Consider the following 21,379-nt stretch of genomic DNA (forward strand, 5'->3'; position numbering starts at 1 on the left):
AGTGAACGAGACCCCAAAACTGAATTCGTTCCGTTCCGGTCCCGACGAGGACGGCCTCTTCGGTATTTTCGGCGGCCGCTTTGTCGCGGAAACCCTGATGCCCCTGATCCTCGATCTGCAGGGCGAATGGGAAAAGGCGAAGACCGATCCCGCATTTCAAAAGCAGCTTACCGATCTCGGCAAACACTATGTCGGCCGGCCCAGCCCGCTCTATTTCGCCGAGCGCATGACGGCAGAACTCGGCGGCGCCAAGATCTATTTCAAGCGCGACGAGCTCAATCATACCGGCTCCCACAAGATCAACAACTGCATTGGCCAGATCCTGCTTGCCAAGCGCATGGGCAAGACCCGCATCATCGCTGAAACCGGTGCTGGCCAGCATGGCGTCGCTTCGGCCACGGTCGCTGCCCGCTTCGGCCTGCCCTGCGTCGTCTACATGGGCGCGACAGATGTCGAGCGCCAGGCACCCAATGTCTTCCGCATGAAGCTTTTGGGCGCCGAGGTGATCCCGGTCACGTCAGGCCACGGCACGCTCAAGGATGCCATGAACGAGGCATTGCGCGACTGGGTCACCAATGTCGATGACACCTATTACATGATCGGCACCGCTGCCGGTCCGCATCCCTATCCGGAAATGGTCCGCGACTTCCAGTCGGTCATCGGTCGCGAAACCAAGGAACAGATGCTGGAAGCCGAAGGACGTCTGCCCGACATGCTGGTAGCAGCCGTTGGCGGTGGATCGAATGCGATCGGCCTGTTCCATCCGTTCCTCGATGATGACAGCGTCAGGATCGTCGGCGTCGAAGCCGGCGGCAAGGGCCTCAACGGCGAGGAGCACTGCGCCTCGCTGACGGCAGGCTCGCCTGGCGTTCTGCATGGCAACCGCACCTATCTGCTGCAGGATGGCGATGGCCAGATCAAGGAAGGTCATTCGATCTCGGCCGGTCTCGACTATCCCGGCATCGGCCCGGAGCATTCCTGGCTGAAAGACATGGGACGTGTCGAATACGTCCCGATCATGGATACCGAAGCGCTAGAAGCCTTCCAGTTCCTGACGCGCACCGAGGGCATCATCCCCGCGCTCGAACCCTCGCACGCACTGGCCGAAGTCATGAAGCGCGCACCAAAGATGTCCAAGGACGAAATTATCGTCATGAACCTGTGCGGTCGCGGCGACAAGGACATCTTCACTGTCGGCAAAATCCTTGGAATGGGGCTCTGAACATGACCGCACGGATGGACAAGCGTTTTGCCGATCTGAAGGCCGAAGGCCGCCCGGCACTGATCACCTACTTCATGGGCGGCGATCCCGATTTTGCCACGTCGCTGGCCATCATGAAGGCCCTGCCGGATGCCGGCGCCGACGTGATCGAACTCGGCATGCCCTTTTCCGACCCGATGGCCGATGGTCCGGCAATCCAGATGGCCGGGCAGCGCGCGCTGAAGGGCGGCCAGACGCTCGCCAAGACGCTGGATCTCGCCCGCGAATTCCGCAAGACCGATGCCGCGACGCCGATCGTCATGATGGGCTACTACAATCCGATCTATATCTACGGCGTCGACAGGTTTGTTGATGACGCGCTGGAAGCCGGCATCGACGGCCTGATCATCGTCGACCTGCCGCCGGAAATGGATGATGAACTCTGCATCCCGGCAATCGCCAAGGGGCTCAACTTCATCCGCCTGACCACGCCGACCACGGACGAAAAGCGCCTGCCGACGGTTCTGCACAACACGTCGGGCTTCGTCTATTACGTCTCGATGAACGGCATTACCGGATCCGCTCTGCCGGATCTGTCGCTGATCTCGGGTGCGGTCTCGCGTATCAAGGGTCATACCGACCTGCCGGTCTGCGTCGGCTTCGGCGTCAAGACCGCTGACCATGCGCAAGCCATCGGCGCTGCGGCTGACGGTGTCGTCGTCGGCAGCGCGATCGTCGCGCAGGTTGCCGGCAGCCTCACCAAGGATGGCGCTGCGACGCCAGATACGGTATCTGCCGTTTCCACCTTCGTCCGCGGCCTGGCCACCGGCGTGCGTTCCGCTCGCCTTGTTGCCGCCGAATAACTGGCCCAGATAGGCCTGACAAGTCCAAACTCGGAGTACGCCCAGTGAACTGGATCACCAATTACGTCCGGCCGCGCATCAACTCCATGCTCGGCCGTCCCGATCGGGACGTTCCGGAAAATCTCTGGATCAAATGCCCGGAAACCGGGGAAATGGTCTTCCACAAGGATCTCGAAGAGAACAAGTGGGTCATCCCCGCCTCCGGCTTCCACATGAAGATGCCGGCCAAGGCGCGTCTGAGAGACATGTTCGACGACGGCGAGTTCGAATCGCTGGTGCAGCCGAAGGTCGCCCAGGATCCGCTCAAGTTTCGCGACTCCAAGAAATATGCTGACCGCTTGAAGGACAGCCGTATCAAGACCGATCAGGAGGACACTATCCTCGCCGGTCTCGGTTCCGTCCATGGCGTTAAACTCGTCGCCGTCGTGCACGAATTCAACTTCATCGGCGGTTCGCTCGGCATGGCGGCCGGCGAAGCGATCGTCAAGGCGGCCGAGCGTGCGCTGAAGGAAAAGTGCCCGCTGGTGATCTTCCCGGCTTCTGGCGGCGCCCGCATGCAGGAAGGCATCCTGTCGCTGATGCAGCTGCCCCGCACCACGGTTGCCGTCGACATGCTGAAGGAAGCAGGCCTTCCCTATATCTGTGTGCTGACCAACCCGACCACCGGCGGCGTGACCGCTTCCTATGCCATGCTGGGTGATGTCCATATCGCCGAACCGGGCGCCGAGATCGGCTTTGCCGGCAAGCGCGTGATCGAACAGACCCTGCGCGAAAAGCTGCCGGAAGGCTTCCAGACCGCAGAATACCTGCTTGAGCATGGCATGGTGGATATGGTCGTCAAGCGCCACGATATCCCGGCAACGCTGGCGCGGATCCTGAAGATGCTGATGAGACAGCCCGATCAGGAATTCCTACCCGCCCCTGTCGCCGTCAGCGCCTGAACACCGGTTCTGACCTAACGTGATCGGAGCCGGAGCTTCGGGATGACGACGATGAACCAGCCCGTGGCAAGTGCGGCCGAGCAGGAAATCGAGCGGCTGATGACCCTTCATCCGAAGGGTTTCGATCTGTCGCTCGAGCGCATTACCCGCCTCCTTGAGGTGCTCGGCAATCCACATCTGAAACTGCCGCCGGTCATTCATGTCGCCGGCACCAACGGCAAGGGGTCCTGCACCGCCTTTTGCCGCGCGCTTCTCGAAGCGGGTGGCTATGCCGTGCACGTCCACACATCGCCGCATCTGGTGCGCTGGCACGAACGCTTTCGCATCGGCGTCAAGGGCGGCCGGGGCCAGCTTGTCGACGATGCCCTGCTGGCGGATGCGCTGCGCCGCGTCGGCGATGCCAATGCCGGCCAGATGATCACCGTGTTCGAGATCCTGACAGCGGCAACCTTCCTGATCTTTTCCGAGCAGCCCGCCGATGCCGTAGTGCTGGAAGTGGGCTTAGGCGGTCGCTTCGATGCGACCAACGTCATCACCGACCCCGCCGTCTCGGTGATCATGCCGATCGCGCTCGATCACCAAGCTTATCTGGGCGACAAGGTCGAACTGATCGCAGCGGAAAAAGCCGGCATCATGAAACGCCGCTGCCCGGTCGTGGTCGGCGCCCAGGAATTCGACGCGGCCCGCGAGGTTCTTGTTGCGACTGCCGAACGGCTGGGCTGTCCGCTCTCCATCTATGGCCAGGATTTCTCAGCTCACGAGGAGTTCGGCCGGCTGATCTACCAGGACGAAGACGGCCTGCAGGACCTGCCGCTGCCGCGCCTTCCTGGCCGCCACCAGTTCGCCAACGCCGCGGCCGCCATCCGCGCCGTCAAGGCCGCCGGTTTCACGGTGACGGATGCGACCATGGAAAAGGCGATGGGCATGGTTGAATGGCCGGCCCGCCTGCAAAAGCTGGTCGAAGGCAAACTGCTCGAATTCGCGCCGCCAGGTTCGGAAATCTGGCTCGATGGCGGGCACAATCCTGCCGGAGGCGAAGTGATTGCCGAAGCCATGGCGGCCTTCGTGGAACGCCAGCCCCGGCCGCTCTATCTCGTCACTGGCATGATCAATACGAAGGATCCCGTCGGCTATTTCCGGGCCTTTGCGGATCTCGGCGAACACGTCTTTACCGTCCGCATCCGCGATAGCGAGGCAGGCCTCGATCCGGTCGTGCTGGCCAATGCGGCGTTCGATGCTGGTCTGGTGGCCGAGCCCGCGGGTTCCACCATCGAAGCCTTGCAGGAAATCACCCGCCGCCAGCTGCCCGGCAGTCCCCCACCCCGTATCCTGATCGGCGGCTCGCTCTATTTCGCCGGCAATGTGCTGGCCGACAATGGCACGCCACCGGTCTGATAACGGACAGGATCTATCAACAGCAGATAACAAAAAACCCGGCTGATCGCTCAGCCGGGTTTTTGGATTCACGTGAAACAGACGCTTAAGCGGCGCTGGAGATCCAGGCTGCGAGAGCCGTCTTCGGCGCAGCGCCAACCTTGATGTCGGCCACTTCGCCGCCCTTGAACATGGCGAGGGTCGGGATCGAGCGCACGCCGAACTGGGCAGCCAGTTCCGGGTTCTCGTCGATGTTCAGCTTGACGACTTTCACCTTGCCAGCGAGTTCCGTCGAAATTTCTTCAAGGCTCGGAGCGATCATCTTGCAGGGGCCGCACCATTCGGCCCAGAAATCGACGACGACCGGCTCTACGGCGTCCAGAACTTCAGCCTGAAAATTGTTTGTATCGACTTTCACGGTAGCCATTGGGCTCTCCTTCGATTCTTGTTGACCCAGATGTGAGATCGGCACTCACTATTTTCAATGTCCGTCATGTCACTTTGTCTTAAGTTCTGCAAGCGAACGGGACATCAGCTCCACACCCAGCGGGATTACCTTTGCCGTCTCCGTATAGACGAGCACGCAGTCTATTGCTTTGCCCGGATAAAGCGGCGTGAGGATTTCGCGGTAGATGGAAAGCTGCGCGCGATGGGTCAATGGCACGTCGTCGGCAGTCGCGGGCGGAAAGCGGTTCGTCTTGTAATCCAGGATGACGACGCGGTCCTCCATCTCGACCAGCCGGTCGATCCGACCGGAAATCGCGTAGTCCTCGTCCTCCAGCGTCAGCGTCCCCATGATCGACACTTCCGACTGACTGTGTGCTGAGAATACGGGCGCGAGCTCGGGAAGGGACAGAACGGACATGACACTTGCAACCAGGCTCTGGCGTTCGCTAGGCGGCCAGAAGCGGGCAGCGCGGTCGGCATAACGCCGGGCTGCACCCTCGCGTTCACCGTCCGGAAAGTCGGTCAGCATCTGCAGCATCCGATGCACGAGCTTGCCCTTTTGCAGCGCCAGGCTGCCGGTCGCCTTGTCGCCGAACAGCGGCGATGTAACGATCAGATCATCCGCATCGTCATCGATCATCGTGCCGGCTCCGGACGGGCTGAGTGGCCGCGGCAGAATCTTGCGGGGCGGCAACGGCCGTGAAAGGGCGGTGGGCAGGGTAGGGGCGGAAGCCTCCCTTTCCGAGCCGCCAGCACCTGTATGGTCCGCTTTCGCAGCAGCCTTGCCCGGTGCCGCGGGCAGACGCCAGGACAGGCCGTTCCACTCGCCCTCGGGGCCGGAGAATGTGGCCGGGCTGCAATGCTGACCGCTCGCCGACAAGGCACGTGCGATCATCGCCTGCCAGCTATCAGGGTTGTCGCGGCTGCCGCGATAGCCGCAAATCACCAAATGATCGGCAGCGCGGGTCATGCCCACATAGAGGAGACGACGATACTCTTCTTCGGCAGAGGTCTTCAGCCGTTCGTCGTCCGCTGCCGTCAGCGGGTTGGACAGCGTCTTGCCTGCAAGCCAGGCCGGAACATCGCCATGGACGGTCTTCAGCAACCGGAATTTCGGCACATGCGACGGAATGAAGGATTTCGAATTGCTGTCGACCAGAAACACGACCGGCGCTTCCAACCCCTTGGAGGCATGCACGGTCATGATCCGCACCTCGTTGCGGCCGCCATCCTGTTCGCGCTTCACCTCGGGGCTTTCCAGCTCCAGCGTGGATACGAAAGCCTGCAGGCCGGGCAGGCCGGATGTCTCGTGATCGAGTGCGAAGGTCAGGAATTCGTCGAGAATATCGCCAGCCTCGGTGCCGAGCCGTCCGAGAAACTTCCGCCGTCCGCCATATTGTCCCAGAATGCGGGCATAGAGATCATGCGGGCTCAGCAAACGCGACAGCGTCAGCAGATGCTGCAACCGCTCGGCTGCATCGCGAAACCGCAGCGGCTGTTCCTCGGCAAGACGCTTGAGCTGCGCCCAGGCGCTGTCGTCTTCGGATCTGAGCGCCGCAACCTCGAAGACATCCTCTTCGGACAGATCGAATAGCGGGCTTTTCAACAGCGCCGCGAGCGACAGGTCGTCCTGCGGCAGGAGCAGGAAGCGGCCGAGCGCCAGCAGATCCTGCACCGCGATATGGCTCGTCAGCTTCAGCCGGTCGGCACCGGCGACGGGAATGTTGTCGCGGCGTTTCAGGGCCCGCGTCAGTGCGTTAACGAAGGCGTCGCGCTTTCTCACGAGAACGAGAATGTCGCCAGGCTCGATCGGCCGTTCCACGCCCTTTTCGATGACCGTCTCGCGGCCGATCATCTCGCCGATCCGGGCAGCGATGCGGGAGGCGAGAATGGCAGCCGGTGCCTTGTCCGGGGTCGAATCGAACGGCGCGGTCCAGTCATCTTCCTGTTCGGACACCTCGGGCGCCACCACGTCCCACAGATCGACTAGGCCGGGATGGCCCATGCGGTTAGAACGGTGCTGCACCGGATCACCGATCGCAGACAGGCCCTTGGCGTTCTCTTCGATCGAAAACACCTGATCGACGGCAGAAAGAATGTCGGCTGTCGACCGGAAGGAGAGCGGCAGACGGATGGCGTGGAAGGGCTGGCCGCTGGCCGCCACCTGCCGCTGCGTCGCGCTGCGTTCTTCGGCGAACCGCTCGGGTCGCGCGCCCTGGAACGAATAGATCGACTGTTTCTCGTCACCGACCGCAAACATCGTCCGGCGCGTATCGCGCGCGCTGTTGCCGGAATAAAAATCTTCCGCCAGCGACTTGATCACGGTCCACTGGATCGGGCTGGTATCCTGCGCCTCGTCGACCAGAATGTGATCGATGCCCTGGTCGAGCTTGTAATGCACCCAGGCGCCGACACCGTCGCGAGTTAGAAGATCGGCGGTGCGAGCGATCAGATCCTCGAAATCGAGCAGGCTGCGGCCCCTTTTCAGATCCTCGTAGTCGTCGGTGAGACGTGCGGCGAGCGTCAGCGCCGCCTTGGTGGCGGCAAACAGGCGAAACAGCCGCAACCGGTTGCGGCAGCTCAGAACATGCTCCCGCGCCGCATCGATCGCGCCGGAAAGCTCCGGTGCGATCTTGGTCATCGCGCTGGCGATCAGGCTGCGATCCGCCTTCACCGTTCCCTTGGCCGTCAGAAAGATGGAATCGAGATAGGCGGCGCGCTTGAAGACGTCCGGCTCCTTGGCGACCAGGCGCAAACCATAAGCCACCTCATGCACGGTCGAGCCGCCTTTCTGGTCGGCAAGCGACAGATAGAGATCGAGCGTGATGCCGGAAAGCTGCGGCAGCGGCCAATAGGTGGCGGCAATGCTGTCTTCGCTAGCGGCTGGGTCGAGCCCGAGAACCCGTTTCAGTTCCGGGCCGATGCCACCGTTATTCTCCGCCTGCGCGGTAAACTTGCGGATCGCCGTGCGTCTGGCAACGATATCGGACAGCAGCGCCTCCAGCCCGAACTCGTCGCCGAGATCGAGCACATGGGCAAAGGCTTCCGCCAGATCCGGATCGTCTTCAGCAGATGTCGCCGTCAGCAGCGAACGCCGCGCCTCTGAGAGGAGAGCAGTGGCGGCACGGTCGTCGAGCACGGAGAAATGGCCGGCCACATTGGCCTCCAGCGGAAACTGGTGCAGCAGGGCTTCGCAGAAGGCGTGGATCGTCTGGATCTTCAGTCCACCCGGCGTTTCCAGCGCCTTCGCAAACAGCCGCCGCGCCTCGGCAATTTTCAGCGAATCCGGCTCATGACCCTCGATAGCCGAAATCCGCGTGCGCAACTCCTCGTCGGAAAGAACCGTCCATTCCGACAGCCGCTGAAACACACGGTTTGACATTTCGGACGCCGCGGCCTTGGTATAGGTGAGGCAGAGGATGGCGGAGGGGCGGCATCCGGCAAGCAGAAGCCGGATCACCCGCTGGGTCAGAACATGTGTCTTGCCGGAGCCGGCATTGGCCGACACCCAGGCGGAACTGGCCGGGTCAGAGGCGCGCGATTGCTGAACCGTGGTCCAGTCGATCCAGTGGATCGGGTCGTCTCCATCTGGCAGATCCGAAGCCGGGTTCTCAGGCAGTTGCGTGAAAAGATCACTCATCGGCGTCTGCCTCTCCGTCGTCATCCGCGGCCGACCACTCGGCAACGCGGGCGAGGTGATCGTATTCACCTCCGAAATCACCCTGAGCAAACGGGACCAGCCGCGAGGCGAACCCCGCATCGCCCTGACGCAGCTTGACGACGAACTTGGTCAGCTGGTCGATCGATTCCTGCGCCAGATCGATCGCCGATTTCGGCTGGCGTTTGGCATTCGCGGTTGCGCCCTCATTGTTGATCCGGTCTTCCTTGAACCGGTCGCCGGGTCGAAGCCGGACATAAAGAAGATCGCCGGGCCGCTGGATGCCCATCGTCTTGAAGGCGCCTGCCTGCAGCGCCGCTGCCTCCAAGGCAAGTTGCGGATCGAGTAACGACCTGGCCTGCAGTATGGAAGGATTGAGGCCGGTCTTGTAGTCGATGATATCGGCCTCGCCGGACCGCTTGATGTCGATCCGGTCGGCAATGCCCGTGACCCGGATGCCGGCGCTCTCGACGTCGAAACCGGCACCGGCTTCCGTAACGCTGCTGCGGACTTCCGGTGCGCGACGCTCTTCCCAGTCGAGAAACGCCCGCGCGACCTCGACGAAGCGCGGCCGCCAGACCCGGTCGATATGCGGCGGGAGCTGTTCGGCGTCGAACAGCTCCCGCGTGATGCGCTGCATTGCTTCACGTGAAACCGGTGTGCCGGGCTTGTGTCCTTCGCGCGTATAGTGATCGATGATGGCGTGGTAGAGCGTGCCGCGCTGTGCCGCACCCGGATCTTCGTTGAACGGCGCCAGCGGATCGAGTTTGAGGATACGCCGTGCATAGATCGAATAGGGGTCGCGACGCAGCCGTCCGACTTCGCTGAACGAATATTTGACCGGCTGCAGCGCCGCCGGCGGTTTGGGGGCAGGGCGCCTGGCCTGCTGCTGGTTGTCGCCACGATCGATCAGTGATGCCCAATGCAGGATATCCTTGCCGCGCGCCTTCAATTCGTCGGCAAAACTTTTGCCGCCCAGTGCCAGCAGTCTCTGCAGCCAGCGGGAAGCAACCGTCGGCGTCGATCCCTGCCGTGTGGAGCGGGAAAAGATCAGGTTGCGGGTGCCGCAGGCCATTTCGAAATCGTGCGCCAGCTGGCCGATCCGCCGTTCGGGCGGTTCCAGACCCATGTCGGTCTTCATCGAACGCGACAGGAACGGGTTGTTGACTGTCTGTCCCGGCCAGGAGCCTTCGTTGAGACCGCCGAGGATCATCGTATCAACGCTTTGCAGCCGCGCTTCCAGCGTTCCGAAGATAAACACCCGAGGATGCGCAAGCGATCGTGGCTTGACCGCTTCGCCTGTCGTCAGCGCCATGACGATGTCGATCCACTGCGGCCCGTCAGCCTCGATCTGCCCATCGGTCTCGATCACTTCGCCGAGCAGACCCGAGAGACGTTCGCCCGGCTCACCCGACCAGAGCGCCGAGAGATCACCGCGCTCGTCGATGCACAGCGCTTCGAGCGCGCGCCCCGTGCGGGTCGCCCAATCGGACAGCGTCAGTCTTGCCGTCAACCCGCGTCCGTCCGGACGGCGGCGGATAAAGGCGCTGACCAGCGGTTCGACCGCCGCCGATATCCGCTTTGCGATATCCTTTGCCTGACCGACCGCGCCTTCGGGCAACGAGCTGCGCCAATGCGGCATGTGCCGGTCTTCAAGGATCAGGGTTAGCTGCGCATCGAGAAGCGGCTCGAGTGCTGAAATATCCATGTCGCCGACGCCACCGCGGAGTGCCAGCACTTCCAGCGCATCGATCGCGGCGCGCAACTCCGCCGGAGGAAGGCCGAGCCGGATCAGCGGATGTTTGAGCAGGCCGACGATTGCCACAGGGTCGCCCGGGCGAAGCGTCGCTTCGAGCAGAAGCTGGGTCAGCGTGCCCTGCGGCGTGCCGGAAAGGGCGGAACCTGCCGAATCGTCGGCGAGGATGCCGAAACGGGCAAGCTCTGCGGTGACGCGGCGGCCAAGCGCGCGGTCGGGCGTGATCAGCGCTGCCTGGGCCTCGCCACCGTTTCGTCCGGGTTTTTCCAGCGCCAGCCGCAAGGCGATGGCAATCGCCACCGCTTCCTCGCGCTCGTTTGCAGCTTCGATCAGTGCCACATCGGCAAAGGCGCCGCGCAGTCTTTCAGCATCGGCGTCCTGGCGCCACGTACTCCAGCGATCCGTCGCCTTTGCAGGCACCAGCGCCTGCGAGATCGCCTCTGCGCGAAAGGCAAGATCGGCCTGCGTCTCGCCGATGACAGTGACATCCTCGCGCGTGGCACCGATCTTCTTCAACAGGCGGGACAAACCGAATTGCGGATGGCTGCGGCTCGAAGGGTCGGGCTTGCCGTCGAAGGTTTCCTCGCCGACCATGTCCCACTGGTCCTGCGGCATCGTCATGTCGAGGCCCGGCAGGACGACAGTACCTTCGGCAAGCCTGGAGATCGCTGCGATCAGCTCGGCCGCTGCCGGCACCGACCCGGTGGAGCCGGCAACGATAACGGGGCCTTTGTGCTCCCGCTCGGTAATCCGTCGCGCTTCGCCGCGCAGGATCGAAGCGCGATGCTTTGCCGGCGAAGAGCGTTTCAGCTCTTCAAGCCGCGTCGGCCAGAAGCCGCTGGCGATCTTCAGGAATTCGGCGGTCAGCTGCCACCACAGCGCATGTTCGCCGGTCTGGAGATTGTCGAGATCCTTCCAGTCGCGTTCCTCGGTTTCGATCGCATCAATCAGTTCCGCCAGCGCACGGGCAAGCCAGATCGCATCCGCAGGACTTGCGGGCGCGACAAGCGGCGATTCCGAATGCACATCCAGCACGATCTTCGGCAACTGGTTGCGCCAGGCTAGGATCAGCCGGCCGAGTTCGAGCAGTCGCGCCGTGCCGCCGATCGGCAGGGCCAGATCCATTTCCTCGGGCGCCACGAGATCGAAAAACCCCTGATCGTCGTCGGTTTCGCCAAGCGGCCGGATGACCGGCAGGATCGCGGCGCGACCGCCGAGAAGATCGACGAATTCCGAGCGCAGCACGCGGGCCGAACGTCGGGTCGGCACGAAAATGGTGACATCGGCCAGCGAGAGCGGATTGTCCGGGTTATAGCGAAACGTCTCGTTCAGCCGACCGTCGCAGAGTGCTGCGGCTAGCGTCTTCAGGAAAGGCGCACCTGACGGGATGGAGAAGAGGCGGTTCGGCCGTACATCCGACATCGATCAGGCCCCCGCTTTGTGGCGGGCGATCACGGCTTCGGCTTCCGGCAGCGCTTCCGGCGTGCCGACAGTGATCCACTCGCCATCCATCACAAGGCCGAACAGCCGATCGTTCTGGATCGCACGGTCGAAATAGATGTTGAGGTTGAAGGCATCGTCAGGTGCGTCGTCGAGAAGCGACGTGTGCATGACGATCGCACCCGCATAGACGACCGGGTTGTCGTTGCCCTCGACGTAACGCGAGAGCCGTCCGTCGGACGACAGCTGGAAATCCTTCTTGCCGTTGTGTCCCGTGGTGCGCTCCAGCGGCACGCAGAGCAGCGCCATATCCATGCGTTGCGGATCGAAAAACCCGGCCAGGCGCTTGAGATTGCCGGGCTCGCCCAGCTTTTCGCCGATCCAGAACAGGTCGGCATTCATCACGAAGACGAAGCCGGGTTGAAGCAGGGACAGACCCTGCTTCAAGCCGCCACCCGAGTTCATCAGCTGCGCCCGCTCGTCGGACACGGTGATCTCAAGGCGCGGATAGGCGGCGAGATGCGCTTCCATCCGGTCGGCGAAGTGATGGACGTTGACGACCGCATGGGTCACGCCGACGTCGGCCAGGGCATCGAGCCCGTAGTCGATCATCGGCTTTCCGGCGACGGGCACCAGCGGCTTCGGCATCGTATCGGTGATCGGGCGAAGCCGGGTACCGAGCCCTGCCGCCAGCACCATAGCCTGCGTGATCGGGGCGTTGGTCATGTCCATGCAACCGTATTTATGATTCGGGAAGCTCTATACCAGCCCTGTGGCACCAATCGCGCAAGGGCGCGAGTGCTTCATGCGCGAGTGCCGTCGAAAGATGGCGCAATGTTCGCGGCATATGCTTCATATAGTGCGGCTTGCCGTCGCGTTCCCGCAGCCGAACCCAGAGACCGGCAAGCTTGCAGTTGCGCTGTGCCGCCATGATCGCCCAGGATTTCAGGAAACCCGCTTCGTCAAATCCGCCCAGTGCGCGGCGCAGCGTCAGGTAGTCGATCATCATCTGATCGGCCAGAACCTTGGGAATATCGACGCGGGCGTCCTGGACCAGCGACGCGAGGTCGTAAGCCGTCGGGCCGATCATCGCATCCTGAAAATCGATCAGGCCCACCTGGTGCACGCCGGAGGCTTGGCTACGCCAGATGATGTTCGGGGAATGAAAATCGCGCAGCAGCAGGTTTTTCTCCGCGCTTCCGAGCTCTGCGATCAGCCCGTCCCAGATCGAGAGATACTCCTCTCGCTCGTCCGCTCCAGGTTGCCCGCCGCGCTTCCACGGCAGATACCAGTCAAGAAGAAGCCGTGCTTCCATCTTCATCGCGACCGGATCGAAATCCGGGATGTGATGCGTGTGGGAGCCGTCGACGGGAAGGTCCTGCCGGATCTCATGGCCGTGCAAATAGGCCAGCGCCACGACGCTTTCGCGGTAGCGTTCGCCGATCGGCTGCCCGTCTTCGTCGAGCACACCATCCTGGCCGAGGTTCTCGATGAGAAGAATGCCTTGGTCGTAATCCACGGCAAGCACCTCAGGGGCGCAAAGGCCGATGCCGCGCAGGTAATCGGAGATCGCCACGAACGGATAGGCATCCTCGGCGATATGCGCCACTTTCGGATAGGGCTTGCCGTCGAGAACCGGCGGACCCTCGGGCCGCTTCGGCCAGTCCATCAGGATCACCGTTTCGCCTGATTCGCTCAGAACCGTTTCATAGGCCCGCATCGAGGCATCGCCGGTCAGGAACCGGCGTCGGCCATTGGCGTGGCCGTTTGCGCGAAGAAACTCGCGGATGGCGATCACCCGGCGAATGCGGGCCAAGGCTGCTTCCGGTGCCGTGATCGTCGCCCGCCGGCCAATGGTCTCATGCTCGAGCGTGAGCGTGATGCGATCTGCGGGCAGGAGATCGCCGCCCATTTCCGGCCATTCGACAAGGCAGATGCCGGAGGAAAGCGCTTCGTCGAAACCAAGCTCGTCGAGCTCGGATGGATCGGCCAGCCGGTAGAGATCGAAATGCACCACGGGAACGCGCAGGTCGTATATCTGGGCCAGCGTGAAGGTGGGGCTCGGTACTTCCAGATCGTCCTGGTCTGCCATAGCCCGAAGGAAGGCCCGGGCCAGAGTCGATTTTCCGGCGCCGAGATCGCCGGAAAGGGCCAGGCAGTCGCCGGCCTTCAGCGCCAGCACCAGATCCTCGCCGAAGAGAATTGTCTCTGCCTCGTCGGCCAGTGTCACGACAATGCTGTCGCCAGGCGCAGCGATCATTCGGCAGCGACCGAACGGGCCCGCGATCCAACCGGAATGCGGCAGGTGACAACCGTTCCCTGTCCGGCCCGGCTGTCGATCGAGACGTCGCCGTTGTGGAGGGTGACGAAGCTTTCGACGATCGAAAGACCAAGGCCAGCACCGCTGCGCTTGCCGCCCTTGGCGTTTGCCTTGAACCGGTCGAACACCGTTTTCAGCATGTCAGGAGGAATGCCGGGGCCTCTGTCAGTTACCGAGAAGAACACGTTGCCCTCGTCGCGCCAGCAATTCAGCGAGATCGCGGACCCCTCGGGCGCAAAATTGGTGGCGTTCATCAGAAGCTTGATCAGGATCTGCTTCAGCCGCTGCTCGTCGGCAAACACGGTTCCGAGTGCCGTCGGCGCAATGATTTCCAGCGTCACCGTATTTTCGTGGAGCCGGTCGGCGATCTGCATCGCCACGTCGTCCAAAAGCTCGTCCACGGCCAGCTGCGAATAGTTCAGCTGCATGATGCCGGCATCGACGGTCGCAAGATCAAGGATATCGTTGACGATGGTGAGAAGCACCGACGAGGACGTGGAGATGTGGTCGATATATTCGGCCTGTCGCTCGTTCAATTCGCCCATGCCGGGCGTCTTCAGGAGATCCGTGAAGCCAATGATGTTGGTCAGCGGCGAGCGCAGCTCGTAGGAAACATGCTGGACGAAATCGTTCTTCAGCTCGTCTGCCTTCTGCAGCGCCTCGTTCTTTTCCTTGAGTGCCCGCTCGGCGCGCGCGCTGGCCGTCATGTCGACGAAGGTGAACATCGTCTGGGCATTCGGCAAAGGCGTCGCGGCATAATCAAGGATCAGGCCGGAATAGAGCTCGAACGTTCCCTGAATCGAGGCCCGTTCGTCATCGAAATTGGTCAGCATCTGCCCGAAATGACGCCAGCCGTCCGGCTCGTCATAGGATGGCGCGCAGGCTTTCTCGATCGCCTTGATATGGGTGCCCGGCTTGGTCTCGTCGGCGGTCACGCCCCAGAGCGCACGGAAAGCGGGGTTGGACAGTGTGATTCGGCCGTCCGGGCCGAACACTGCCACGCCTTCTGCAAGGTGGTCGATCGTTTCGCCCTGAACCTTAACCAGCGTGTTGTAACGGGTTTCGAGATCGACCTGTTCGGTGAGGTTTTCGAACACCCAGGTGGCGCCGCCGCGAGGGTGCGCGGTGGCGATGACGCGCAGCGTCTGGCCGTTCGGCAGATGCCAGGTATCGGTCTTGGTATCGAGCGCCTGGTAGATCGACAGCGCCGATTCCTTCCAGTTGCGCCAGCTGAGCTCTTCCGGCAGCTTGCCGTTAGCGCGCAGCTTGTCGAGCAGTTCGGAATTATCCGGCCGCGATTCGAGGAAGGGCAGGGAAAGGCCCCACAGCTGGACGAAGGCCTGGTTGTAGAATTGCAGCCGCCGTTCGCCGTCGAAGATCGCGACGGGTGTCGCGAGATGGTCCAGCGTTTCGGCGTGGCTGTTGAGCGTCCGCTTCAGCTCTTCGCGCACCGATTCGGCTTCCGACACATCGATCGCAATGCCGACGGAACCGTTCGTTGCCACGACATCGACAACGTCGAACACGGTACGATTGCCCCGCACGACAGTGGAGATGCGGTCGTGGAAAGGCGAGTTGGCTGTTGCGACGGCGCGGATCTTCTCACGCGCGATCGTGCCCAGGAATTCGCGGCTTTCGTCAACGGCCTGCGTCGGAACCTTGGCTTCGACGGCATCGCTATAGGCGTGGTTGACCCAGGCAAGCCTGCCCTGTGCGTCGCGCTGCCAGACCGGCTGTTCGATCGTGTCGAGCAGCGAGTGGAAAAGCGAGATGGAGTGGGTCAGCCGTTCGCGTTCGATCTTCAGTTCGGCAAGCTCGGCGCGCAGGTTGTTGAGCGCGATAAAGCGGACAAACGCCTTTCCGCCCGAAACGCGGCCCTGCACCTCAAGGATTTCGTCGCGGTTGGTTTCAAGAACCAGATCGAAGCTGCGGGCTTCGCCGCGCAGAGCGTCGATCGCCTTTTCAAGCTCGATTGCCGAGGAAGAGCGCAGCCAGCGGCCGAAGGCGAGAAAATCGCGATCCTGCTGCGGCGCGCCGGTTTCAGCCGGCAGCTGGCCCAGGAACTCAGGTTTGGAGTAGCCGCTTTCCCACACCACGATGCGGCGGTTCTTGTCGGCGATCAGCGCTTCGTACTTGGAAATCCGCTGCTGCGCATCCGACAGCGCGCTGCGCATATCCTGGGTTTCGGCTTCCATGTTGCCGCGCTGGCGAACCAGCCAGACGGCCGACAGCAGGGCAGCCCCCAGCGCGCCAAGCACCAGCGACGACCAGATCACCTGGGTCGACGAGAACATGTGCGGGCCGACCGTGCCGGCCTCCTGTGCATGCGCCATCCCAGCCACGCCTGAGAGCACCGTCCCCGCCAGGAACGCTGCAGCCGGACGTGCCAAGCTCACCGGCGCAAGCCGGGCAAGGTCTTTCTTCCACCGCCCATTTGCCGCCTCTTTACAAGCGTCCAGGCCGCAGCTCATCGCCACGCCACAAATGAGATCGGCCTGCTTTCGCAGGCTCGTTTTTCTTACCGACATGACCGGTCTGTCTCCGTCCAATTGCCGCTTATCGACAAGACATACCACATCGCACCTTGCCCGAAGCCGGAGGCTCGAACGAGTACGAATCAAGAGCTGTAACAATACCTGCCGCGGCAGAGAGCGGGAAGGCGCGGGGCCAAAAAAGAAGCCGCAGCCTTTGTCAAGGCTGCGGCCACAAGATGTTGTGGATTGTTCGGCTACGGATCAGTAGCGGTAGTGTTCAGCCTTGAACGGACCCTGCGACGAGACGCCGATATAAGCAGCCTGTTCGTCAGAAAGTTTGGTCAGCGTCACGCCGAGCCTTCCGAGGTGAAGACGGGCAACTTTTTCGTCGAGGTGCTTGGGCAGGATATAGACCTCGTTCTTGTACTCGCCCTGCTTCGTGAACAACTCGATCTGGGCCAGCGTCTGGTTGGTGAACGAGGCGGACATGACGAAGGACGGATGGCCGGTAGCATTTCCGAGGTTGAGCAGGCGACCCTCCGACAGAAGGATCATCCGATTGCCCTTCGGGAACTCGATCATGTCGACCTGTGGCTTCACGTTGGTCCACTTCAGGTTCTTGAGCGCCGCAACCTGGATCTCGTTATCGAAATGGCCGATATTGCCGACGATCGCCATATCCTTCATCTCGCGCATATGCTCGATGCGGATGACGTCCTTGTTGCCGGTCGTGGTGATGAAGATATCGGCCGAGGCGACGACGTCTTCGAGCACGACGACTTCAAACCCGTCCATGGCAGCCTGCAGGGCGCAGATCGGATCGACTTCCGTGACCTTGACGCGAGCACCGGCGCCCTGAAGCGAAGCAGCCGAACCCTTGCCGACATCGCCGTAACCGCAGACGACGGCGACCTTGCCGGCCATCATCACGTCGGTGCCGCGGCGAATGCCATCGACCAGCGATTCCTTGCAGCCGTATTTGTTGTCGAACTTCGACTTGGTGACGGAGTCGTTGACGTTGATGGCCGGGAAGGGCAGGAGGCCCTTCTTGGAAAGATCATAAAGGCGGTGAACGCCTGTGGTGGTCTCTTCGGTCACACCCTTGATCGCATCGCGCTGCTTGGTGAACCAGCCTGGCGAAGCGGCAAGACGCTTCTTGATCTGCGCGAACAGGATCTCTTCTTCTTCCGATGTGGGCACGGAAAGAACGTCCTCACCGGCTTCGGCGCGGGCGCCGAGCAGGATGTACATGGTGGCGTCGCCACCATCATCGAGGATCATGTTGGAGAAGCCGCCATCGGTCCACTGAAAGATCTTGTCGGTGTATTCCCAGTACTCGGTGAGCGATTCACCCTTCACGGCAAATACCGGGATGCCGGACGCTGCAATTGCAGCAGCGGCATGATCCTGGGTCGAGAAGATGTTGCAGGAGGCCCAGCGAATGTCGGCGCCGAGTTCCTTCAGCGTCTCGATCAGAACCGCCGTCTGGATCGTCATGTGCAGCGAACCGGAGATGCGGGCGCCCTTGAGCGGCTGCGATGCACCGAATTCCTCGCGGCACGACATCAGGCCCGGCATTTCGGTTTCGGCGATGTCGAGCTCCTTGCGACCGTAGGCAGCAAGTTCGATATCCGCGACGATGTAATCCTTGTCAGTGCTCATAAAGCTCTCCGCGTGGTGTGTCGAAGGCAGGGGAACGGATTTCCGTTCATCCGGGCGTCGACGAAAAATCTCGCCAGCGGTGTAACAGGCTTGGGGCTGACTTGCAACCAACACATAAAGACGTCTTTATATGTTTATGTCCGTTCGGTTGCTATGGTTATCAAGCTTCTTCGCCGAACTTGTTGGCAACCAGCGCCTCCAGAGCGTCGAGCGCTTCAACAGCCTGCGGGCCGCTTGCGGAAACCTCGATCGAACAGCCGGTGCTGGCGGCTAGCATCATCAGGCCCATGATGGAATTGCCGCCGACTGTCGATCCATCCCTTGAAACCCTCACATCGGCTTCGAAACTTTCCACCATCTGCACGAACTTGGCCGATGCTCGCGCGTGGAGACCACGCTTGTTGACGATTGTGAAATGCCGTGGGGCAAGGGGAGACATACGTTTGCAGTGCTTTCTTATTTTCCGCTGAGCACGCGGCTTGCGACGTTGATATATTTGCGGCCGGCCTCGGAGGACTCGACCAGCGAGCGCTCCATGTTGTTGTCGCTTCGGACGCCGGCAAGCTTGATCAGCATCGGCAGGTTCATGCCGGCGATGACCTCCGTCTTGCCGCTTTCCATCACTGAGATCGAAAGGTTCGACGGCGTACCGCCGAACATGTCGGTGAGGATGATGACGCCGTATCCGTCATCGGCCTTGGCGACCGCATCGACGATATCCTGCCTCCGCTGGTCCATATCGTCTTCGGGGCCGATGCAAATGGTTTCGATGAATTTCTGAGGTCCGACGACGTGCTCGACGGCCTGTCGAAATTCCTCAGCCAGCTTGCCATGAGTGACAAGCACAATTCCGATCATGAAAACTGCCCCCTGCTATGGAAACTTGCGGCCAATATCGCAACGCAATACAGGCGTCCAGCGGTGGGGAGCCATCTTCGCCATGTCCGCATCAAGTTCAAGTTAAAAAATCGCGAGCCGGATCGGGTCAGAAGGGTCGCTCCCCTCGAAATGCCGGGAAAAGGCCGGAAAGCGCGGAAAGTGGCTCCGGAAAGAGCGACCATAATCTCACCAGTGGAATGTCTCCGAGACCCAAAAGCGCAAAGCGTTCGTTGTCCGGCGGATACCGTTCGTCGTTCGGAGACGACAGGACGCGCACGGCAAGATCGAGGGCAGCTGACGGGGCGGAGTCTACTTCGATAATGCCACTGCCGCGCAATTCGATGAGGCCGGCGATCGTCTGCGGCCGGTGTGCGACGAGGCGATCATTCTCGCGCGAGACGAACACCTGATCGTCGGCCACCAGCGCCGAAAAGACGCCCTGGCGTCTGGCGGCACTTAGACAGGCAAACGCCAGCATGGATTTGCCGCTGCCGGAAGGACCGGTGAAGAGGATGCCGCGGGTCCCGACGACGATCGCCGTGGCATGGATATTGACCCGTTGCGTATCGCTCATGGCTCTTCGCCCGAAGGAAGCGACAGCGTGAAGCGCGCGCCCTTAAGCGTCTCCGTCTGCGGATCGACAAGGTTTTCCGCCTGCAGGGAGCCGCCATGCGCCACGGCGATCTGACGGCTGATCGACAGTCCCAGGCCCGAATTCTGGCCGAAGCTCTCGCCATCGGGGCGATCGGTGTAGAACCGCTCGAAGATGCGATCGATGTTCTCGGCCTGAATGCCCGGACCGTTGTCATCCACGGTGACGACCACCTTGTCCTTGACCCGGGCGAGGCGGATGGCAATGCGACCGCCTTTTTCCGGCACGAAGGAGCGGGCATTTTCGATAAGGTTGGTGATGATCTGGCCAAGCCGCAGATCGTGGCCGTTGACGAGGTAGTTTGGTTTCTGCCCGCCCTTCGCGTCGATGACCAGATCGATCTCAACCGGTTTGCGGCCGGTGCGGATCTGTCTGGAAATATCCACGAGGTTGCTCAGCAGCGTATCCATGCCGACAGGTGCCGAATCGGTCCGGGCAAGCTCCGCGTCGAGCCGGGATGCATCGGAGATATCGCTGATCAGCCGGTCGAGGCGGCGGACGTCGTGGAAAATGATATCGGTGAGTTTCTGTTTCGAGGCCTCGGACTTGGCGAGCGGCAGCGTTTCGACGGCGCTGCGCAACGACGTCAGCGGGTTCTTCAGCTCGTGGCTCACGTCGGCCGCAAAACTTTCGATCGCGTCGATGCGGTCGTAGAGCGCGTTGGTCATGTCGCGCACCGCGATCGAAAGGTTGCCGATCTCGTCCTGGCGGTAGGAGAAGTCCGGGATCTCTTCACGCTGCTTGGCGCCGCGACGCACCCGAACGGCAGCGGCCGCAAGCCGGCGCAGCGGATTGGCGATGGTGGAGGACAGAAGCAGCGACAGGAGAATGTTCACGAGCGTCGCCACACCGAAGACGCGCATGATCGCCAGCCGCTCCGCATGCACGATCTTGTCGATATCGCCGGCCTGGGTGGAAAGAAGCAGGACGCCGAGCACGGCACGGAACCGCTGGACCGGGACTGCGACGGAAACGATCAGTTCGCCGCGATCGGTAATGCGCACCACCGCGCCGCGAACGCCGGTGAGCGCGTTCATCACTTCCGGATAGATCGAGCCATCGCCGCCGGGCGCTTCCTTGTAGGTCGGCAGGTTGCCGGGCTGCAGCATGCGGTTGAACAAGCCGGCAACCCATTCGCTCCATGTCTGCGACTGATCTTCAACCGGCGGCAGATCGAAGCGCAGCACCTGGCCGCGCGAATAGAGGTGGCGCGAGTCCAGCAGCAGGTTTGCGTCTGCATCGAACAGTCGGGCGCGGGTGCGGGTCGGCGAGATCAGCCGCCGCAGCACGGGCGCGACCCGCTCGGGGTCGATCGGGAAATCGAGGTCCTCGTCGTTCGGCACCGGCGTGATGCTCTGGCCTGCCTGCAGTTCGAGAAGCTTCTGCGGATCGATGGTGATCGAATTGGTATCGACTGAGGCCGAGGCAGAGATCGCGCCGGCAATGATTTCGCCCTGGGTCAGCAGGCTCTCGACGCGGGCATCGATCAACCCCTCGCGAAACTGGTTGAGATAGAGGATGCCGGCGACGAGAACGACGGTCGCCGCGATGTTGAAGAACAGAATGCGGCGGGTGAGGCTGGAAAACACCGCGTGGCCGAACACCCGGCGAATGAGCGTGAACGGTCGCGACCAGAAGCGCCGTGAGGCGCGGCGTATTCCGGCACTCGCGGGTCTGGTCGTTCCGGTTTCATGCAATCGGTCTGCCACGTG

At 62.0% G+C, this 21,379-nt stretch carries 15 protein-coding genes; 4 read left to right on the forward strand and 11 right to left on the reverse strand.

Features of this window, described 5'->3' with window-relative positions; all coding sequences use genetic code 11:
• The first annotated feature begins 1 nt into the window (after window position 1).
• The 4 genes from trpB to BLW69_RS21580 are packed head-to-tail and all read left to right on the forward strand — an operon-like array spanning window position 2 to window position 4,400.
• On the forward strand, window positions 2-1,222 hold the full coding sequence (trpB, locus tag BLW69_RS21565; protein WP_092665274.1) for a tryptophan synthase subunit beta: 1,221 nt from the start codon (window positions 2-4) through the stop codon (window positions 1,220-1,222).
• A 2-nt stretch (window positions 1,223-1,224) separates the two neighbouring features.
• Window positions 1,225-2,064: a tryptophan synthase subunit alpha gene (gene trpA / locus BLW69_RS21570; protein ID WP_062462946.1), complete on the forward strand. Its 840-nt coding sequence runs from the start codon at window positions 1,225-1,227 to the stop codon at window positions 2,062-2,064.
• A 44-nt stretch (window positions 2,065-2,108) separates the two neighbouring features.
• Window positions 2,109-3,005: an acetyl-CoA carboxylase, carboxyltransferase subunit beta gene (gene accD / locus BLW69_RS21575; protein WP_062462950.1), complete on the forward strand. Its 897-nt coding sequence runs from the start codon at window positions 2,109-2,111 to the stop codon at window positions 3,003-3,005.
• Window positions 3,006-3,047: 42 nt separating this feature from the next.
• A complete protein-coding gene (locus tag BLW69_RS21580) occupies window positions 3,048-4,400 on the forward strand; it encodes a bifunctional folylpolyglutamate synthase/dihydrofolate synthase (protein WP_244508925.1) in 1,353 nt (450 codons plus the stop codon).
• An 85-nt stretch (window positions 4,401-4,485) separates the two neighbouring features.
• On the opposite strand, the gene trxA is transcribed toward BLW69_RS21580, so the two are convergent.
• The 11 genes from trxA to BLW69_RS21635 all read right to left on the reverse strand — a co-directional run bounded on the left by trxA (window position 4,486) and on the right by BLW69_RS21635 (window position 21,325).
• Window positions 4,486-4,806 carry a thioredoxin gene (gene trxA, locus BLW69_RS21585; protein WP_062462956.1) on the reverse strand — a complete coding sequence of 107 codons (321 nt, stop codon included), beginning with the start codon at window positions 4,804-4,806 and terminating at the stop codon, window positions 4,486-4,488.
• A 69-nt stretch (window positions 4,807-4,875) separates the two neighbouring features.
• On the reverse strand, window positions 4,876-8,466 hold the full coding sequence (gene addA, locus BLW69_RS21590) for a double-strand break repair helicase AddA (RefSeq protein WP_092665212.1): 3,591 nt from the start codon (window positions 8,464-8,466) through the stop codon (window positions 4,876-4,878).
• A complete protein-coding gene (addB, locus tag BLW69_RS21595) occupies window positions 8,459-11,662 on the reverse strand; it encodes a double-strand break repair protein AddB (protein WP_092665215.1) in 3,204 nt (1,067 codons plus the stop codon). Before addB ends, addA begins: the two co-directional genes overlap by 8 nt.
• A gap of 3 nt (window positions 11,663-11,665) precedes the next feature.
• Window positions 11,666-12,406: a nucleotidyltransferase family protein gene (locus tag BLW69_RS21600; RefSeq protein ID WP_092665280.1), complete on the reverse strand. Its 741-nt coding sequence runs from the start codon at window positions 12,404-12,406 to the stop codon at window positions 11,666-11,668.
• Between the two features lie 16 nt (window positions 12,407-12,422).
• Entirely contained in the window at window positions 12,423-13,940 is a 1,518-nt protein-coding gene (tsaE, locus tag BLW69_RS21605) for a tRNA (adenosine(37)-N6)-threonylcarbamoyltransferase complex ATPase subunit type 1 TsaE (protein WP_092665218.1), read from the reverse strand.
• Window positions 13,937-16,528, reverse strand: a complete 2,592-nt coding sequence (locus tag BLW69_RS21610; RefSeq protein ID WP_062577133.1) for a PAS domain-containing sensor histidine kinase — start codon at window positions 16,526-16,528, stop codon at window positions 13,937-13,939. The genes tsaE and BLW69_RS21610 overlap by 4 nt, the downstream gene beginning before the upstream one ends.
• 207 nt (window positions 16,529-16,735) lie before the next feature.
• On the reverse strand, window positions 16,736-18,136 hold the full coding sequence (ahcY, locus tag BLW69_RS21615; RefSeq protein ID WP_062462971.1) for an adenosylhomocysteinase: 1,401 nt from the start codon (window positions 18,134-18,136) through the stop codon (window positions 16,736-16,738).
• Window positions 18,137-18,296: 160 nt separating this feature from the next.
• Window positions 18,297-18,575 (reverse strand): HPr family phosphocarrier protein, encoded by a 279-nt coding sequence (locus BLW69_RS21620; protein ID WP_062577136.1) that lies wholly within the window; start codon window positions 18,573-18,575, stop codon window positions 18,297-18,299.
• A 17-nt stretch (window positions 18,576-18,592) separates the two neighbouring features.
• On the reverse strand, window positions 18,593-18,994 hold the full coding sequence (locus tag BLW69_RS21625; RefSeq protein WP_062462977.1) for a PTS sugar transporter subunit IIA: 402 nt from the start codon (window positions 18,992-18,994) through the stop codon (window positions 18,593-18,595).
• A 127-nt stretch (window positions 18,995-19,121) separates the two neighbouring features.
• On the reverse strand, window positions 19,122-19,589 hold the full coding sequence (locus tag BLW69_RS21630; protein ID WP_062462980.1) for an HPr kinase/phosphorylase: 468 nt from the start codon (window positions 19,587-19,589) through the stop codon (window positions 19,122-19,124).
• Complete coding sequence (locus tag BLW69_RS21635) at window positions 19,586-21,325, reverse strand: sensor histidine kinase (protein WP_092665282.1); 1,740 nt, start codon at window positions 21,323-21,325, stop codon at window positions 19,586-19,588. Before BLW69_RS21635 ends, BLW69_RS21630 begins: the two co-directional genes overlap by 4 nt.
• Between the last annotated feature and the right edge of the window lie 54 nt (window positions 21,326-21,379).

Origin of the sequence: Rhizobium sp. NFR12 (assembly GCF_900108545.1) — a bacterium.
In the GTDB taxonomy this organism is placed as follows: domain Bacteria; phylum Pseudomonadota; class Alphaproteobacteria; order Rhizobiales; family Rhizobiaceae; genus Neorhizobium; species Neorhizobium soli.

What these genes read in the sequence shown, in the direction of transcription:
- trpA (WP_062462946.1), top strand. Translation starts at nt 1,225, where the DNA reads ATGACCGCACGGATGGACAAGCGTTTTGCCGATCTGAAGGCCGAAGGC.
- BLW69_RS21580 (WP_244508925.1), top strand. Translation starts at nt 3,048, where the DNA reads ATGACGACGATGAACCAGCCCGTGGCAAGTGCGGCCGAGCAGGAAATC.
- trxA (WP_062462956.1), bottom strand. Translation starts at nt 4,806, where the DNA reads ATGGCTACCGTGAAAGTCGATACAAACAATTTTCAGGCTGAAGTTCTG.
- addA (WP_092665212.1), bottom strand. Translation starts at nt 8,466, where the DNA reads ATGAGTGATCTTTTCACGCAACTGCCTGAGAACCCGGCTTCGGATCTG.
- addB (WP_092665215.1), bottom strand. Translation starts at nt 11,662, where the DNA reads ATGTCGGATGTACGGCCGAACCGCCTCTTCTCCATCCCGTCAGGTGCG.
- BLW69_RS21600 (WP_092665280.1), bottom strand. Translation starts at nt 12,406, where the DNA reads ATGACCAACGCCCCGATCACGCAGGCTATGGTGCTGGCGGCAGGGCTC.
- tsaE (WP_092665218.1), bottom strand. Translation starts at nt 13,940, where the DNA reads ATGATCGCTGCGCCTGGCGACAGCATTGTCGTGACACTGGCCGACGAG.
- BLW69_RS21610 (WP_062577133.1), bottom strand. Translation starts at nt 16,528, where the DNA reads ATGTCGGTAAGAAAAACGAGCCTGCGAAAGCAGGCCGATCTCATTTGT.
- ahcY (WP_062462971.1), bottom strand. Translation starts at nt 18,136, where the DNA reads ATGAGCACTGACAAGGATTACATCGTCGCGGATATCGAACTTGCTGCC.
- BLW69_RS21620 (WP_062577136.1), bottom strand. Translation starts at nt 18,575, where the DNA reads ATGTCTCCCCTTGCCCCACGGCATTTCACAATCGTCAACAAGCGTGGT.
- BLW69_RS21625 (WP_062462977.1), bottom strand. Translation starts at nt 18,994, where the DNA reads ATGATCGGAATTGTGCTTGTCACTCATGGCAAGCTGGCTGAGGAATTT.
- BLW69_RS21630 (WP_062462980.1), bottom strand. Translation starts at nt 19,589, where the DNA reads ATGAGCGATACGCAACGGGTCAATATCCATGCCACGGCGATCGTCGTC.